Below are 15,602 nucleotides of genomic sequence, written 5' to 3' on the forward strand. Positions count from 1 at the left end.
ATTTTTAAGAAGGTTCTTTCAATGCAAAACTCATCAGACCATAAATCCGCCTCCCCGCCCCCAGAGGGTAAGGCCTGGTATCAACTTACTGCGGAAGAGTCTTTGCAGCATTTAAATAGCCGCGAAGAAGGGTTAACGCCACAAGAGGCGGAGGAACGCCTTAAACAGTACGGTCCCAATGCGTTACCGGCCAAAAAAAGCAAACATCCCCTGCTACAGTTTTTAGCCCACTTTAATGATGTGCTGATTTACATTTTATTAGCGGCAGCATTGGTCAAGGGTCTGATGGGTCACTCGGTTGACACTATTATTATCCTTTGTGTTGCGGTTATTAACGCCTTAATTGGTTATGTTCAGGAAAATAAAGCCGAGAAGTCTCTGAAAAGCATACAGAATATGCTTTCCAGTAAAGCGGTGGTCATTCGTGATGGTAGCGCCCAGATTATTGATGCACAGGATCTGGTCCCTGGTGATATCGTCACCTTGAAACCAGGGGATAAAATCCCCGCAGACCTGCGGTTGCTGGAAGCCCACAATCTTCAGATTGAAGAAGCTATCCTGACCGGTGAGTCAACGGTAGTCGAGAAGCAAATCGGCGTGATTGAGAACGAGTCGGTGATTGGCGATCGCAAAAACCTGCTGTTCTCAGGGACGACCATCAGTGCCGGTACCGCGAAAGGTTTGGTGATTGCCAGCGGCGGTGATACCGAACTGGGCCATATCAACCAAATGATGTCGACGGTTGAATCAACCCGCACTCCGCTGCTGCAACAGATGGATCGTTTAGGCAAAGCCATTTTCATCCTGATCCTGGTCATGATGGCATTCCTGTTCGTCTTCGCCTTTATCCTGCGCGACCTGCCGGTCGATGAGCTGTTACTGGCATTGATAAGTCTGGCGGTGGCCTCGGTTCCCGAGGGCTTACCGGCGATTATTTCGATCATCCTCTCCCTTGGTGTACAAGCGATGGCGCGCAACCGCGCGATTATCCGCAAGCTGCCAACGGTAGAAACCTTAGGTGCTATGACTGTCGTCTGTTCCGATAAAACCGGCACACTGACGATGAACGAAATGACCGTTAAAGCAGTGATTCTGGCAGACCACTGCTATCGCGTAGAAGGTGAAAGCTACGAACCGGTTGGCAACATTTACCCGGAAGGGAGTGACCAGCAAGCCTCGCTCGATACCAACGGCACGTTAAAGACATTTATCACTGCGGTGAATTTGTGTAATGACAGCCAGATTCAGAAGAACGACCAAGGTCATTGGGCCATTACTGGCGGCCCGACAGAAGGCGCACTGAAAGTATTAGCCGCCAAATCCGGTATTGAGCTGGGTCAAGTGACTCAGCACGGTAAAATTCCTTTTGATTCTGCCTATAAATACATGGCTACCAGCCATCAGGTTCAAGCAGAAAATAGTATCTTCCTGACCGGCGCACCTGATGTGTTGTTTACGTTCTGCCAACAAGAACTGACCGACCAGGGTGTTGCACCGTTCCGCCGCGATTACTGGGAAGCCGAGATGGCGCGTTATGCCAAGCAAGGTCTACGCATGGTAGCAGCAGCCTTCCGCCCAACAGAACAACCTGTCAGTGAGTTGGACCACAGTGATATCCAGCAGGGCATGGTGTTTGTTGGTATCGCTGGCATGATGGACCCACCACGTCCTGAGGCCATCGACGCCATAGCGACCTGCCAGCAGGCTGGTATTCGCGTGAAAATGATCACCGGCGACCATCAGGAAACCGCGATGGCGATTGGTGCCATGCTGGGAATTGGCAATGGTAAAGACTCCATTACCGGTGGCCAACTGGAGCATATGGACGATAAAGAACTGGCACAAGCTGCCGTTCATTATGATATTTTCGCCCGTACCAGCCCGGAACATAAACTGCGTTTGGTTAAAGCTTTACAAGAGAAAGGCGAAATTGTCGGCATGACCGGTGATGGTGTGAATGATGCGCCAGCGCTGAAACAGGCTGATGTGGGTATCGCCATGGGTATCAAAGGCACCGAGGTGACAAAAGAAGCCGCCGATATGGTGCTGTCAGACGATAACTTCGCGACCATTGCCAGTGCAGTTGAAGAAGGCCGTCGTGTCTACGATAACCTGAAGAAAACCATTCTGTTTGTATTGCCCACCAACCTGGCGCAAGGGTTGCTCATTATCTTTGCCATCCTCGCGGGGGCTGTTATTCCATTAACGCCATTGCAAATCCTCTGGATAAACATGGCAACTTCTACCACGCTCTCTTTCGGTTTAGCATTTGAACCGGCAGAAAGAGGCATTATGCGCCGCAATCCACGTGACCCATCAAAACATGTGTTAGATGGCCATGCCATCTGGCGTATCGCGTTTGTTGGTACCTTGATTGCCTTAAGTGCTTTTGCCTTGGAAGCCTACATGGAACCACGCGGTTACAGCACTGAATTTATCCGTACAGTATTGATGCAAACACTGGTTACCGCGCAGTGGATTTATATGTTTAACTGCCGGGTGATGGACCGCTTCCCACTGAACAAAGAAGTCTTTGTTAACAAAGGGCTGTGGTTAGTATCCGGTGTATTGATCGTGTTGCAGTTAGCCATCATCTACCTGCCATTTATGAATACTGCTTTCGGTACCGAACCATTGCCAGCCTATTACTGGGGCTTAACACTGTTGGTTTCCATCGCCATCTTCTTGGTAGTAGAGATCGAAAAGTGGGTTATCGGTCGCTTTAAGCGCGGATCGAATCCGGTCTGATATCAATACGTTGCGATACATAAAGCCCGGCTAATTAGCCGGGTTTTTTTATCGCCCATAAATATGATTTAAGATAAATCGCATATTGCCGATAGCATGACTATTATTGCATCAATTAAATCTTATAATAGAATGGCGGCGATTTATTATGCGATCGCTGCAATGAACATGTGAACCATGCCGCCCTACAGGAAGCGCAAAAATGAACACCGCAACTTGCGCAATTAACGGCGTCAGCAATTATGAACGCGACTATCCGCTAAAACTAATGACGCTATGGCGTGTCTGGCGGGCCTGTGCTTCTATTTTATTACTTCTCTCTGGCTTACTTGCCCCCTTACCATCAATGGCAGCGGATAACATCAATGAAGCCCTTATCCATGAACGCAGTAATGCCGCCACCAAAATGGTGTTGGGTATTATCAGCTATGCACGCTGGCCCGTGGCCCCCGTCGTAACGCGCTTGTGTGTGGTAGCCCCGACAATCTATGCAGAAGAGCTGTTTAATCCCGCGTTTATGGAAACCACACATCCCATTAAAACTCAGCGCTATTCCCTCTCGGATAGCTCGATTGCAACTAATTGCGATGTCGTTTATCTGGGGCGTACCGAGCGACAACAGCGTCAGGAGTTGACAGCCCGACTGTCGGGATATCCGATTCTTACCATCAGTGAAGATTATGACGAATGTACATTTGGCAGTGCATTTTGTTTGTTACTGGGAGGTAAGCAGGCTTCTTTCAAAGTCAATATGGATGCATTGGCACGCGGTGGGGTAAAGGTTCATCCCAGTGTGTTGCAACTTGCGCGTAAAAAGACAGACGCATTATGAATTCAACACAGAATAAGTCAGTCAAACAGACAAAAAATCGTCCAAACATCGCGAAGCTCCCCACTCTGGGACGGGTACTCGGTCGTATACATCTGACGGTGGCATTGGTCTCGGTCGCAACGGCAGGTATTTTTCTCACACTGGCGGCACTGTTTGCCTTGCGGGTGTATGCCGACCATAACCTACATTTAATTGCCCGTTCAATCAGTTACACCACTGAAGCTGCCGTGGTGTTTGGTGATAGCGTGGCCGCTAACGAGGCGCTGTCCTTGATTGCGGCAAATGAAGAAGTTGCCCAAGCTAAAATTCTCGATGTGAATGGCCGAGAAATAGCTAACTGGACGCTACCAAAAGATAGTCCAATGTATGATATGGAACAAAAAGTCGCCCGTTGGGCTTTGCCTGAGCCGGTGGTACTCCCCATGATGCATGCCGGTAATGAAGTCGGCAGCATCGTGATTGTTGGCCATGGTGGTAGTCTGCTACGTTTTCTGTTGCAAGGGTTGGTGGGCTTATTCGTCTGCCTAATTCTCAGCACGTTAGTGGCACTATTCCTGTCGCGCCGGATGCTGTTTGGCATTATCGAGTCGTTGAACAAAATCACCGAAGTTGCTCATAGTGTTAGCCGCCACCGCAGTTTTGGTCAGCGAGTGCCGTCAGCAAAAATTGTCGAACTTAACGAATTAAGTAATGACTTCAATGGATTACTTGATGAGCTCGAGGTTTGGCAAGCCCATTTAACGCAGGAAAATGACTTCCTTGCACACCGTGCTGCCCATGATAGCCTGACTGGATTGGCTAACCGTGCTTTCTTTGAGGGCCGACTAAGCCGCACGTTGAGTGATTGCGCCGATGATGAACAACTGGCCGTGTTATTTATTGATGGTGATCACTTCAAAGAAATCAATGATAACTATGGTCATGCAGCGGGAGATCTGGTGCTGACCGCGATTGCCGATCGTATCCGCGCACTGTTACGTGAAACCGATTTGGTGGCACGTTTGGGCGGCGATGAATTCGCCGTATTACTGGCACCGATCCACGACACCGATGATGTTGTTACCATCGCTAATAATATTATCGACAGTATGAATCAACCTATTGATTTGGTAGATGGTAGTGAGATAACCGCCTCTATCAGCATCGGTATTGCGATTTACCCTGATCATGCGCTGACCCCCGAAGAGCTATTACAACGGGCCGACGAAGCCATGTATCAAGCAAAGAAACGTTTCCAGTTCGGTGGCAGCGTCATTGCCTACCAATCGGATATTACTCTTACTGAAAGCTTAGGATAGGTGACATGCAGGGATTGAAAAACAACAGTCTGATAAGCCATATCTGGATGAGTTTTTTCGCCATGAGTTTATTGATATTGGCGGGGTGTCAGGCAACCAAACCACCAGGATTAACACCCGAGCAGATTGCAGCCTTACAGGAACAAGGATTTAAATTAACTGAAAATGGCTGGGAATTTGGTCTGGCAAACAAAGTGTTATTCGATAGTGACGTGAAAAAATTGAATCCGTCTGGCGGGCAAACAGTACAAAACATTGGCCGTGCACTATCGAGTGTGGGCATTACTCATCTGCGGGTTGATGGGCATACTGATTCCATCGGTAAAGATGAGTATAACCAACAGTTATCGCTGCAACGTGCCTCTGCGGTAGCGGATGCACTGGCAACCATAGGTATTCCGCGAGCCAATATTGAGGTACGAGGCCGCGGTAAGTTAGAGCCGGTCGCCGATAACCGTACCCCTAAAGGGCGGGCAGAAAACCGCCGGGTGGCCATGATAGTCACCGCACCCTAACCTTTTTGCGTTCCCGACGAGTGCTACAGGGAGATATAAAACGACTCTCACCGAATCACTTAAGTGATTCGGGTTAGCGACAGTAGCGAACACACCTGCGACTTGAAAGATGACGGGTATAGTAAAACGGGCTACACTCCGCACCAGATATCCTAATAAAAACTGATCTAGAGAGGCAGACGCAACGTGGCTCAATACGTCTATTCCATGCATCGCGTCGGCAAAGTAGTTCCGCCGAAACGACATATTCTGAAAAACATCTCCTTGAGTTTCTTCCCTGGGGCCAAAATTGGTGTGCTGGGCCTTAACGGCTCGGGTAAATCTACCCTACTGCGTATCATGGCTGGCATTGACACTGATATTGAAGGCGAAGCCCGCCCGCAGCCTGGTATCAAAATTGGTTACCTGCCGCAGGAACCTAAGCTAAATCTTGAGCAAACCGTGCGTGAGTCGGTTGAAGAGGCGGTGGGTGACGTTAAACGCGCGCTGACCCGTCTGGATGAGGTTTATGCACTGTACGCTGATCCTGATGCTGATTTTGATAAGCTGGCGAAGGAACAAGGCGAGCTGGAAGCGATTATCCAGTCTCATGATGGCCATAACCTGGATAACCAGTTAGAGCGTGCTGCCGATGCTCTGCGCCTGCCACCGTGGGAGGCCAAAATTGCCAATCTGTCCGGTGGTGAACGTCGTCGCGTGGCAATTTGCCGCCTGCTGCTGGAAAAACCCGATATGTTGTTGCTGGATGAACCAACTAACCACTTGGATGCCGAATCCGTGGCTTGGCTGGAGCGCTTCTTGCACGACTATGAGGGCACTGTTGTCGCCATTACCCATGACCGTTACTTCCTTGATAATGTGGCGGGTTGGATTCTGGAACTGGACCGTGGCGAAGGTATTCCGTGGGAAGGCAATTACTCCTCATGGCTGGAGCAGAAAGATGCTCGTCTGGCACTGGAAGCCTCTTCCGAAGCCGCACGTCGCAAGTCTATTGAGAAAGAGCTGGAATGGGTTCGCCAGAATCCAAAAGGCCGTCAGGCGAAAGGTAAAGCACGTCTGGCCCGCTTTGAAGAACTTAACAGCGTTGAGTATCAAAAACGTAATGAAACCAGTGAATTGTTCATTCCGCCGGGTCCAAGGTTGGGCGACAAAGTGCTGGAAGTTGAGCACCTGAGCAAGTCTTACGGTGACCGTCTGCTGATTGATGATCTGACCTTTGCGCTGCCGAAAGGGGCGATAGTGGGGATCATCGGGCCAAACGGGGCCGGTAAATCAACCCTGTTCCGCATGTTATCTGGGCAGGAACAACCTGATTCCGGCACGATTTCACTGGGCGATACCGTGCAATTGGCATCGGTTGATCAGTTCCGTGACAACATGGACGACAGCAAAACCGTATGGGAAGAAGTCTCCGGCGGTCAGGACATCATGAAGATCGGTAACTTTGAAATTCCAAGCCGTGCTTATGTAGGCCGCTTTAACTTTAAAGGGATTGATCAGGGCAAGCGTGTGGGTGAGCTGTCCGGTGGTGAGCGCGGCCGTATCCATTTGGCCAAACTGCTACAGGTTGGCGGTAACATGTTGCTGCTCGATGAACCGACTAACGATCTGGATATCGAAACGCTGCGCGCACTGGAAAACGCCTTACTGGAATTCCCGGGTTGCGCGATGGTTATTTCCCATGACCGTTGGTTCCTTGACCGAATTGCTACCCATATCATCGACTATCAGGATGAGGGCAAAGTGGCGTTCTTCGAAGGTAACTTTACTGAATACGAAGAGTGGAAGAAACGCACTCTGGGTGCCGAAGCACTGGAACCACACCGTATCAAGTATAAGAAGATGACCAAGTAATATGACATCGGCTCATCACGTGAGTCGATTAAAGCCGCTATTCGGCTCATCAAATGAGCCGAATACTCCAGCGACTCTCTCCCCCCAACAAGCCGCCAACCACCAGAATTCCATTTTGTGATCGTTATCATTCTTACCCACTGAATTTTGCCAGTATTCCTTGTCCTAAGGCAGTCAGCCGAAGGTGACAAGACTGCACACTATTTAGACTCCTTCGTCATCAGCGGTTTATGCGCCCTTCTGGTTCTGCGCCTACCCGCACCATCACAACGAAGGATAATAAGATGAACAATGCGATTATATTGGGGATAATTTGGCATCTGGTGGGCGCTGCCAGTGCGGCGTGTTTCTACGCGCCGTTTAAGCAAGTTAAAAAGTGGTCATGGGAGACCATGTGGTCGATTGGTGGCCTGGTGTCATGGCTTATCCTACCCTGGACGGTCAGCTATTTGTTATTGCCTGATTTTTGGCAATATTACGGCTCCTTCAGTATAGCAACCCTACTGCCAGTATTTCTGTTCGGTGCCATGTGGGGGATTGGTAATATCAACTACGGCCTGACCATGCGTTACCTCGGCATGTCGATGGGGATTGGGATTGCCATCGGTATCACCCTGATTATCGGCACATTAATGACCCCCATACTGCAAGGGCGCTTTGATGTACTGCTCGGCACTGCTGGCGGCCAAATGACCCTGCTGGGCGTCGTCGTGGCACTGATCGGGGTAGCTATTGTCAGTTACGCTGGATTACTGAAAGAACGCGCCATGGGCATTCAGGCGGAAGAGTTCAACCTGAAGAAAGGGCTTATTCTGGCGGTGATGTGCGGTATTTTCTCAGCCGGTATGTCATTTGCCATGGATGCCGCGAAACCGATGCATGAAGCCGCCAGCGCATTAGGGATTAACCCTCTGTATGTGGCGTTGCCAAGTTACGTCATCATCATGGGCGGTGGGGCCATCATCAACCTGAGTTACTGTTTTATTCGTTTAGCCAGCCTCAAGAATTTGTCAGTCAAAGCCGATTTTTCTATCGCCAAACCGCTGTTGATCACTAATATTTTGTTCTCAGCCTTGGGGGGATTGATGTGGTATCTGCAATTCTTCTTCTATGCCTGGGGTCACGCCAAAATCCCACCACAGTATGACTATATGAGCTGGATGCTGCACATGAGTTTCTATGTGTTGTGTGGTGGTATTGTGGGTCTGTTACTCAAAGAGTGGAAATGCTCTAGCAAGAAACCAGTGACGGTGCTGTGTATTGGTTGTCTGGTGATCATTCTGGCAGCAAATATAGTCGGTTTGGGTATGGCAGCATAATCGCAAAACTAAAGATAAAATGGTATTGGCGGGTGACGTTAAGCAACGTCCTCGCCAATTGGCATCGCTAAATGATGGTCGTACCCTGCGGCTGTTCTGCTTCCCGCCTATTCTTACCCGCGAATAACGGTGCTCGAACAAAACGCTGGCGATAGTCGCGTGGTGTCATGCCTGCTTCACGCGTAAAAACGGCAGAGAAATAATTACTGTCCTCAAACCCGCAACGCGCAGCAATATCACTGATGCGATGCTCACTTCCCCGCAGCAAACATTTGGCATGACAAAGGCGAATTTGGCGTAAATAATGGCTGATACTCATTCCGGTCTGTTGGCGAAACAGTTGTTTAAGTGAACGTTCAACCAACTGATTTTTATGGCAGAACTCTGCCATATCAAAATGCGTTGCCAGGCTTTGTTGTACGGCAGACATCACGAGATCTAGCTGTTCACCATCGGGCAATAGATGTGCCTGTTCAGCTCGGTAGCGATGGCGTTTTAGTACGATGGCGAGTTGCAATAATAGCGCCTCCGTCAGTTGTATCGACCAGGAATCTGTCTTACGTGACTCCTGTGCCAACTGATGAATAATCGGCCGAGCCTGTGCCATGCCCTGCGTGGTTAACCGCCAGTATCCTTGATTCTGCTCATGCCCAAATAAAGGTAATAACTTATGCCACTGTGCATTTAGGTGTAACCGTTCCGGGCAATAAATAATGTTATCTAATACCAAGTCATGCACGGATTCGTAGCTATGATGATCTGTGGCTTGAATATAAAAAACGTCGCCACAGGTAATGCGGTAAGGATGGTCATTTAGGACATGTAACCCGTTACCCCGCCAGACAATCACAATCTCGCAGAATTGATGGGTATGCTCTGCGAAGACTTCCTGCGGGTATCGGTTGGTTACCGCCACCGGCATCTGCTCCGATGGCAAATAATCCCGGCTTTCTAACCGCAGTGGTATCCGCATGTTTATCGCCCTATATTTACAGGTCAATTAATAAGCAGCTCATTATCATGAAACTACCGATTTTTACCGTGATGCTATTCACGCCTCCACGGGTTGCACTACAGTTGACTGCGCAAATCACGGGGAGACTGAGAAAACTCCCGCTTAAACAGCGTTGAAAAATGATTGCTGTCACCGAAACCACATTGGTAGGCAATCTCGGTAACGCTATTGTCGCTGTAACACAATTGATGACGCGCCTGTAGCAAACGCAAACGCGTCAGATAACGTTGTGGGGTCATGCCGGTCTGGTTTTTTAACTGCCGATGGAGGGTGCGTAATGGTAAAGCAAAGCGATCAGCCAGTTCCGGCCACTCAATTACCTCACTGTAGTGGTTCTGTAGCCAGTCTAATAATTGGCATAACCGCCCTTCCTGATCCTCACCCACCTGCGCCCGACACCCTTGCCACAGTTGTACCAACAACTGCATAAACACACTTTCATGTAGTGCAATATCTTCAGCTTGCTCACTGTGAGGCGAGTGCTCAAGGCAGCGAATCAAGTGTTTTACTTGCTGTAAAACCTGTCCATTAATCCGCCAATGAGAGGGGTAAACCCCTTCCGTTTCACGTGGCAGAAAATGTTCTACGCCAGACAAGAAACGAAAAGCATCGGGCGCACGGAATAAGACGTTGGTGAGGAACAAACCGTCGGTTGACTCAAACAGGTGACTATCATGGTCACGGACAAAACAAACACACCCTCCGCTTAAGGTGTAGGGGTTGCCATTAAACACATGGACCCCGGCCCCCTGCTCAACAATAATAATTTCATAAAAATCATGATGATGCTCTGGAAATACTGGTTGTGGCGCCCGGGCTTCAATTGCAACCGATGCGGAACTTGAAGAGAAAAAATCAATACTGTGCAAGACAGTCATCTTTTGCCCTCTTTCAACAGGCATGGCGAAATCGCCCTGCTTCAGCTCTCGATAGTAAAAGCAGCAGCGGTAATGAAACCTTCAATTTTTGACGTTAAAAGCGACTTTGGCGGTGATTTTTTTTAGATAAGTGCAGCAATGTTGAAAAGTATGCGCAGGGTCACAGGCGAGCGATGCCCTGTTTAAATACGAAACTGTGAGCTGTTTCACTTTCACTTTCGTCATTTTGCCAGCAAGCCATAGGGGCTGGCAGTGATGAGAAGGTGGTAGGTAAGGCAAGTTTCTACACTGTGGGCATTGAGAAATGACAGGCCACTAATCATGCCCACACAATCAGCAGTGACACCATCTATCAGCCCACGGCACATAGTCGCCATTGACCTTGGCGCATCCAGCGGGCGCGTGATGCTGGCGAGTTATCATCCCAGCCAACAGCAACTTGAGCTGCGAGAAGTTTGCCGCTTTGCTAATCAGATTAAATCCATTGATGGTACCGATGTCTGGGATATTGATGCTATTGAACAATCAATCCGTCAGGGCCTGAATCAGCTCGATAGCGAAGGGATTCAGCTCGACAGCATTGGCATTGATAGCTGGGGTGTTGATTTTGTTTTACTTGATAAGCAAGGGAAACGAGTCGGACAGCCAGTCTCCTACCGCGACAGTCGTACGCAGGGTGTGATGGAGCAAGCGCAACAAACGCTGGGAAGCAGTGCCATTTATCGCCGTACCGGTATTCAATTTTTACCGTTCAATACCTTGTATCAATTACGGGCATTAAGCGAACAGCAACCGTATTTGTTGGCCGATGTCGCCCATCTGTTACTGATCCCGGACTATTTGCACTATCGTCTTACTGGCCAGCTTAACTGGGAATACACCAATGCCACTACCACCCAGTTACTTAATATTGAAACCAATGATTGGGATAGCGATCTATTAGCCTATGCCGGCGTACCGGCCCATTGGTTTGCCAAACCCACTAAACCCGGCAATACCATCGGCTATTGGCCAGGCGCCAGCGGCCAGCAGGTGCCGGTCATTGCCGTTGCCAGCCACGATACTGCCAGCGCGGTACTTGCCGCACCATTGATTGATGCGGATGCTGCCTATCTTAGCTCCGGTACCTGGTCATTGATGGGGTTTGAAAGCCTCACCCCCATAACCCATGGGCAGGCGCTGGCCAGCAATATCACCAATGAAGGTGGCGCTGAAGGCCGCTATCGGGTACTGAAAAATATTATGGGTTTGTGGTTACTGCAACGGGCCACTGATGAGTTGCAGATTAAAGACCTGCCGCAGTTGATCGAACAGGCGGCACGCCAACCAGCTTGCCGCTCGCTGATTAACCCCAATGACAGCCGCTTTATCAATCCAGCCAATATGTGCGGCGAAATTCAGAACGCCTGCCGCGAATATGGCATGCCAATCCCCACCACCGCAGCCCAACTGGCTCGTTGTATCTTTGATAGCCTCGCCATGTTGTACCGGCAAGTTGCCCAAGAACTGGCAGAGTTACGCGGGCGTCCAATCAGTCATTTGCATATCGTCGGTGGCGGCTGCCAAAACCAATTCCTTAATCAGCTCTGTGCTGATGCCTGTGGCCTGAATGTCACCATGGGGCCGGTTGAGGCCTCGACACTGGGCAATATTGGCAGCCAATTAATTGCACTGGGAGAGATGAGCGATGTTGCTCACTACCGCCGTATCGTGGCGAATAACTTCCCACTCCACCCTTTATCCCCTCACGACAACACTGACTTTGCAGCCCATTGGCCGCAATTCCAGTCACTGAGTCAATTACCTAAGGAACTTTGCATATGACGAACTCTATTGAACAGGCCTGGAGCCTGGCTAAACAGCGATTTGCCGCCGTCGGCGTGGATGTTGATGCCGCACTTGCCCGCCTCGATACCCTGCCGGTCTCCATGCATTGCTGGCAAGGTGATGACGTCACCGGTTTTGAAAACCCGGATGGCGTACTGACCGGCGGGATTCAGGCCACCGGTAACTACCCCGGTAAAGCGCGTAATGCTGCTGAGTTACGTTCTGACCTCGAGCTGGCCCTAACATTGATTCCCGGCCCTAAACGACTAAATTTACATGCTATTTATCTCGAATCGGATACCCCCGTGGCTCGTAATAAAATTGAGCCACGCCACTTTAGCCGCTGGGTTGAGTGGGCTAAAAAACATCATCTGGGATTGGACTTCAACCCATCCTGCTTCTCTCATCCACTGAGTGCCGATGGTTTTACCCTGTCTCATGCCAACCCTGAAATTCGCCAATTCTGGATTGAACATTGTCAGGCCAGCCGCCGGGTCTCTGCCTATTTTGGTGAGCAACTAGGGACACCATCGGTGATGAATATCTGGATCCCCGATGGCATGAAGGATACCCCCATCGACCGTTTGGCACCCCGCCAACGGCTGCTATCAGCACTGGATGAGGTTATCAGTGAAAAGTTAAACCCAAACCATCACATTGATGCCGTCGAAAGCAAATTGTTTGGTATTGGGGCTGAAAGCTACACCGTCGGCTCTAACGAGTTTTACATGGGATATGCCGCCAGCCGCCAGACCGCACTGTGTCTGGACGCCGGTCACTTCCACCCGACTGAAGTGATTTCCGACAAGATCTCTAGCGCCATGTTGTATGTTCCGCGCCTGCTACTGCATGTCAGCCGCCCGGTGCGTTGGGACAGCGACCATGTGGTCTTGCTCGATGATGAAACACAGGCTATCGCCAGCGAAATTATCCGCCACGACCTGTTCGACAGGGTACATATCGGTCTCGACTTCTTTGATGCCTCCATCAACCGTATCGCCGCCTGGGTCATTGGCACTCGCAACATGAAGAAAGCCTTGCTGCGCGCCTTATTGGAACCGACCGAGATGCTACGCCAATTGGAACTGCGCGGTGACTACACCGCACGCCTGGCGCTGCTGGAAGAACAGAAATCCCTGCCATGGCAAGCCATCTGGGAAGGGTATTGTCAGCGCAACGATGTGCCAGTCGATGCCCGCTGGCTCAATGCAGTACGTGATTACGAACAACAGACTCTCAGCCAACGTTAAGGACTCATGATTATGCAAGCTATTCAATCTTCCTGGTTTATTCAGGGAATGATTAAAGCCACCAGCGATATGTGGCGCAAAGGGTGGGATGAACGTAACGGTGGCAATATCAGCCTGCGCTTACTGGCTGAAGAGGTTGAACCCTATCGTGGTGATTTCGCAGCGCAACCACGTAACGTAGAACTCACTCAACCCGCCCCCGAACTGGCGAACAGTTGGTTCTTAGTCACCGGTTCTGGCAAATTTTTCCGCAATGTTGAGTTAAACCCAGAAGACAATCTGGTACTACTGCAAGTCAGCAATGATGGTATGGCTTATCACATTCACTGGGGCCTGCCCCAAGGGGGGCTGCCAACCTCAGAGCTTGCCGCGCACTTCCAATCTCATATTGTTCGCATGCAAGTCAGTGCTGGCAGCAACCGAGTGATCATGCATTGCCATGCCACCAATCTGATTGCTCTGAGTTATGTACAAAAACTGGAAAATGCCAGCTTCACTCGATTGTTATGGGAGGGCAGCACCGAGTGCCTGGTGGTGTTCCCCGACGGTATCGGCATCGTGCCATGGATGGTGCCGGGAACCGACGGTATTGGTAGCCAAACCGCCGAGCAGATGCGTGAACACAGCCTAGTGCTGTGGCCATTCCACGGTATTTTCGGCAGTGGGCCAACACTGGATGATGCCTTTGGTCTGATTGATACCGCCGAGAAATCCGCCGAAATCATGGTGAAAGTCCTGTCGATGGGTGGCAAGCAGCAAACCATTTCTCGTGAACAACTGATAGCACTCGCGGCTCGTTTTGACGTGACCCCATTAGCCGCTGCACTGGACGTTTAACCCCTTCGACCAACGCTCCGGTTCAGGTCGGGGCTGGTCATTATCTGGTCTGCTTTCTTTGAGGAGCACAGCATGAGCTTTATGTTGGCACTACCAAAAATCAGCTTGCACGGCACAGGTGCAATCGAGGATATGGTTAAATTACTCGGTGACAAACAGTGGGGCAAAGCCCTGATTGTCACTGATGGGCAATTGGTCGAGCTCGGCCTACTCGACGGTCTGTTCGCTGCGATGCAGCAGCATCAGCTACCTTATGCCTTGTTTGGCGAGGTATTTCCTAACCCTACCGAAACGTTAGTACAGGCAGGATTCACTGCTTTCAGGCAGCATCAGTGTGACTATCTGATAGCTTTTGGTGGCGGTAGCCCAATCGATACAGCCAAAGCCGTTAAAATTTTGACCGCCAATCCGGGGCCATCCACGGCGTATTCCGGTGTCGGCAAAGTAAAACAGAGCGGCGTCCCTCTGGTCGCCATCAATACCACCGCCGGAACAGCCGCAGAACTGACCAGTAATGCAGTGATTATTGATAGCCAGCGGCAAGTAAAAGAAGTCATTATCGACACCAATATTATTCCTGATATCGCCGTCGATGATCCCGCTGTCATGTTGAATATTCCCGCCAGTGTGACTGCTGCGACCGGAATGGATGCCCTCACCCACGCTATCGAAGCGTACGTATCGCTGGGCGCACACACCCTAACCGACCATTCAGCGCTTGAATCTATTCGCCTGATCAGCCAATGGCTGCCTCTGGCAGTCGATGACGGTAAGAATCTGCACGCACGTGAAATGATGGCGTGCGGCCAGTATCTGGCGGGGATGGCATTTAACAGCGCCGGGCTAGGTTTAGTGCATGCACTGGCCCATCAACCAGGTGCTACCCATAACCTTCCACACGGGGTGTGCAATGCTATTTTACTGCCAATCATTGAAGAGTATAACCGCCCACAGGCAGTCAGCCGTTTTGCCCGCATAGCACAAGCCATGGGGGTAAATACTCAGCAGTTGACTGATGAGCAAGCCAGCCATCAAGCGATAAGCGCCATTCGGCAGTTGTCACAACGTGTTGGCATTCCTGCCGGATTTTCAGCATTAGGTATTCAGGAAAGTGATATCGAAGGCTGGTTAGATAAAGCGCTGGCGGATCCTTGTGCTCCTTGTAACCCACGTACTGCGGACAGAGATCAAGTCCGCGCACTGTACTTACAGGCACTTTGATCGGAGTA

At 50.3% G+C, this 15,602-nt stretch carries 13 protein-coding genes; 10 read left to right on the top strand and 3 right to left on the bottom strand.

Translation table 11 applies throughout. The annotated features are described in order from the left end of the window. Positions 1 to 21: 21 nt before the first annotated feature. From V2A85_RS03395 to rhaT, 6 genes are all read left to right on the top strand, one after another. Positions 22 to 2,748 carry a cation-transporting P-type ATPase gene (locus tag V2A85_RS03395; RefSeq protein ID WP_372557962.1) on the top strand — a complete coding sequence of 909 codons (2,727 nt, stop codon included), beginning with the start codon at positions 22 to 24 and terminating at the stop codon, positions 2,746 to 2,748. A gap of 202 nt (positions 2,749 to 2,950) precedes the next feature. Further along, complete coding sequence (locus V2A85_RS03400) at positions 2,951 to 3,580, top strand: YfiR family protein (RefSeq protein WP_420070884.1); 630 nt, start codon at positions 2,951 to 2,953, stop codon at positions 3,578 to 3,580. After that, a complete protein-coding gene (locus V2A85_RS03405; protein ID WP_372557960.1) occupies positions 3,577 to 4,878 on the top strand; it encodes a diguanylate cyclase domain-containing protein in 1,302 nt (433 codons plus the stop codon). Before V2A85_RS03400 ends, V2A85_RS03405 begins: the two co-directional genes overlap by 4 nt. Before the next feature lie 5 nt (positions 4,879 to 4,883). After that, positions 4,884 to 5,393: an OmpA family protein gene (locus tag V2A85_RS03410; RefSeq protein ID WP_372557959.1), complete on the top strand. Its 510-nt coding sequence runs from the start codon at positions 4,884 to 4,886 to the stop codon at positions 5,391 to 5,393. 186 nt (positions 5,394 to 5,579) lie between these two features. Beyond that, complete coding sequence (ettA, locus tag V2A85_RS03415) at positions 5,580 to 7,247, top strand: energy-dependent translational throttle protein EttA (RefSeq protein ID WP_083160659.1); 1,668 nt, start codon at positions 5,580 to 5,582, stop codon at positions 7,245 to 7,247. Between the two features lie 284 nt (positions 7,248 to 7,531). Continuing rightward, positions 7,532 to 8,566: an L-rhamnose/proton symporter RhaT gene (gene rhaT, locus V2A85_RS03420; protein WP_372557958.1), complete on the top strand. Its 1,035-nt coding sequence runs from the start codon at positions 7,532 to 7,534 to the stop codon at positions 8,564 to 8,566. A 67-nt stretch (positions 8,567 to 8,633) separates the two neighbouring features. Here the strand turns inward: rhaT and rhaR are convergent, their stop codons facing one another. From rhaR to V2A85_RS03435, 3 genes are all read right to left on the bottom strand, one after another. Then, the gene (rhaR, locus tag V2A85_RS03425; protein WP_083160663.1) at positions 8,634 to 9,539 is read right to left on the bottom strand and encodes an HTH-type transcriptional activator RhaR; all 906 of its coding nucleotides are present in this window, start codon (positions 9,537 to 9,539) and stop codon (positions 8,634 to 8,636) included. A 98-nt stretch (positions 9,540 to 9,637) separates the two neighbouring features. After that, positions 9,638 to 10,459, bottom strand: coding sequence for an HTH-type transcriptional activator RhaS (gene rhaS, locus V2A85_RS03430; RefSeq protein ID WP_420070899.1), 822 nt, complete (start codon positions 10,457 to 10,459; stop codon positions 9,638 to 9,640). Between the two features lie 221 nt (positions 10,460 to 10,680). After that, on the bottom strand, positions 10,681 to 10,836 hold the full coding sequence (locus V2A85_RS03435) for a phosphoribosylaminoimidazole synthetase (protein ID WP_372557957.1): 156 nt from the start codon (positions 10,834 to 10,836) through the stop codon (positions 10,681 to 10,683). On the opposite strand from V2A85_RS03435, the gene rhaB reads away from it, so the two are divergent. The 4 genes from rhaB (at position 10,826) to fucO (ending at position 15,594) form a co-directional block, all read left to right on the top strand. Then, positions 10,826 to 12,283, top strand: a complete 1,458-nt coding sequence (gene rhaB / locus V2A85_RS03440; RefSeq protein WP_420070900.1) for a rhamnulokinase — start codon at positions 10,826 to 10,828, stop codon at positions 12,281 to 12,283. The genes V2A85_RS03435 and rhaB overlap by 11 nt on opposite strands. Next, complete coding sequence (locus V2A85_RS03445; RefSeq protein ID WP_420070885.1) at positions 12,280 to 13,536, top strand: L-rhamnose isomerase; 1,257 nt, start codon at positions 12,280 to 12,282, stop codon at positions 13,534 to 13,536. The genes rhaB and V2A85_RS03445 overlap by 4 nt, the downstream gene beginning before the upstream one ends. 12 nt (positions 13,537 to 13,548) lie before the next feature. Beyond that, the gene (gene rhaD, locus V2A85_RS03450; RefSeq protein ID WP_420070886.1) at positions 13,549 to 14,373 is read left to right on the top strand and encodes a rhamnulose-1-phosphate aldolase; all 825 of its coding nucleotides are present in this window, start codon (positions 13,549 to 13,551) and stop codon (positions 14,371 to 14,373) included. Positions 14,374 to 14,445: 72 nt separating this feature from the next. Continuing rightward, positions 14,446 to 15,594, top strand: coding sequence for a lactaldehyde reductase (gene fucO, locus V2A85_RS03455; RefSeq protein ID WP_372557954.1), 1,149 nt, complete (start codon positions 14,446 to 14,448; stop codon positions 15,592 to 15,594). The last annotated feature ends 8 nt before the right edge of the window (positions 15,595 to 15,602 follow it).

The organism is Yersinia sp. 1252 StPb PI, assembly GCF_048593885.1.
GTDB classification, from domain to species: domain Bacteria; phylum Pseudomonadota; class Gammaproteobacteria; order Enterobacterales; family Enterobacteriaceae; genus Yersinia; species Yersinia enterocolitica_E.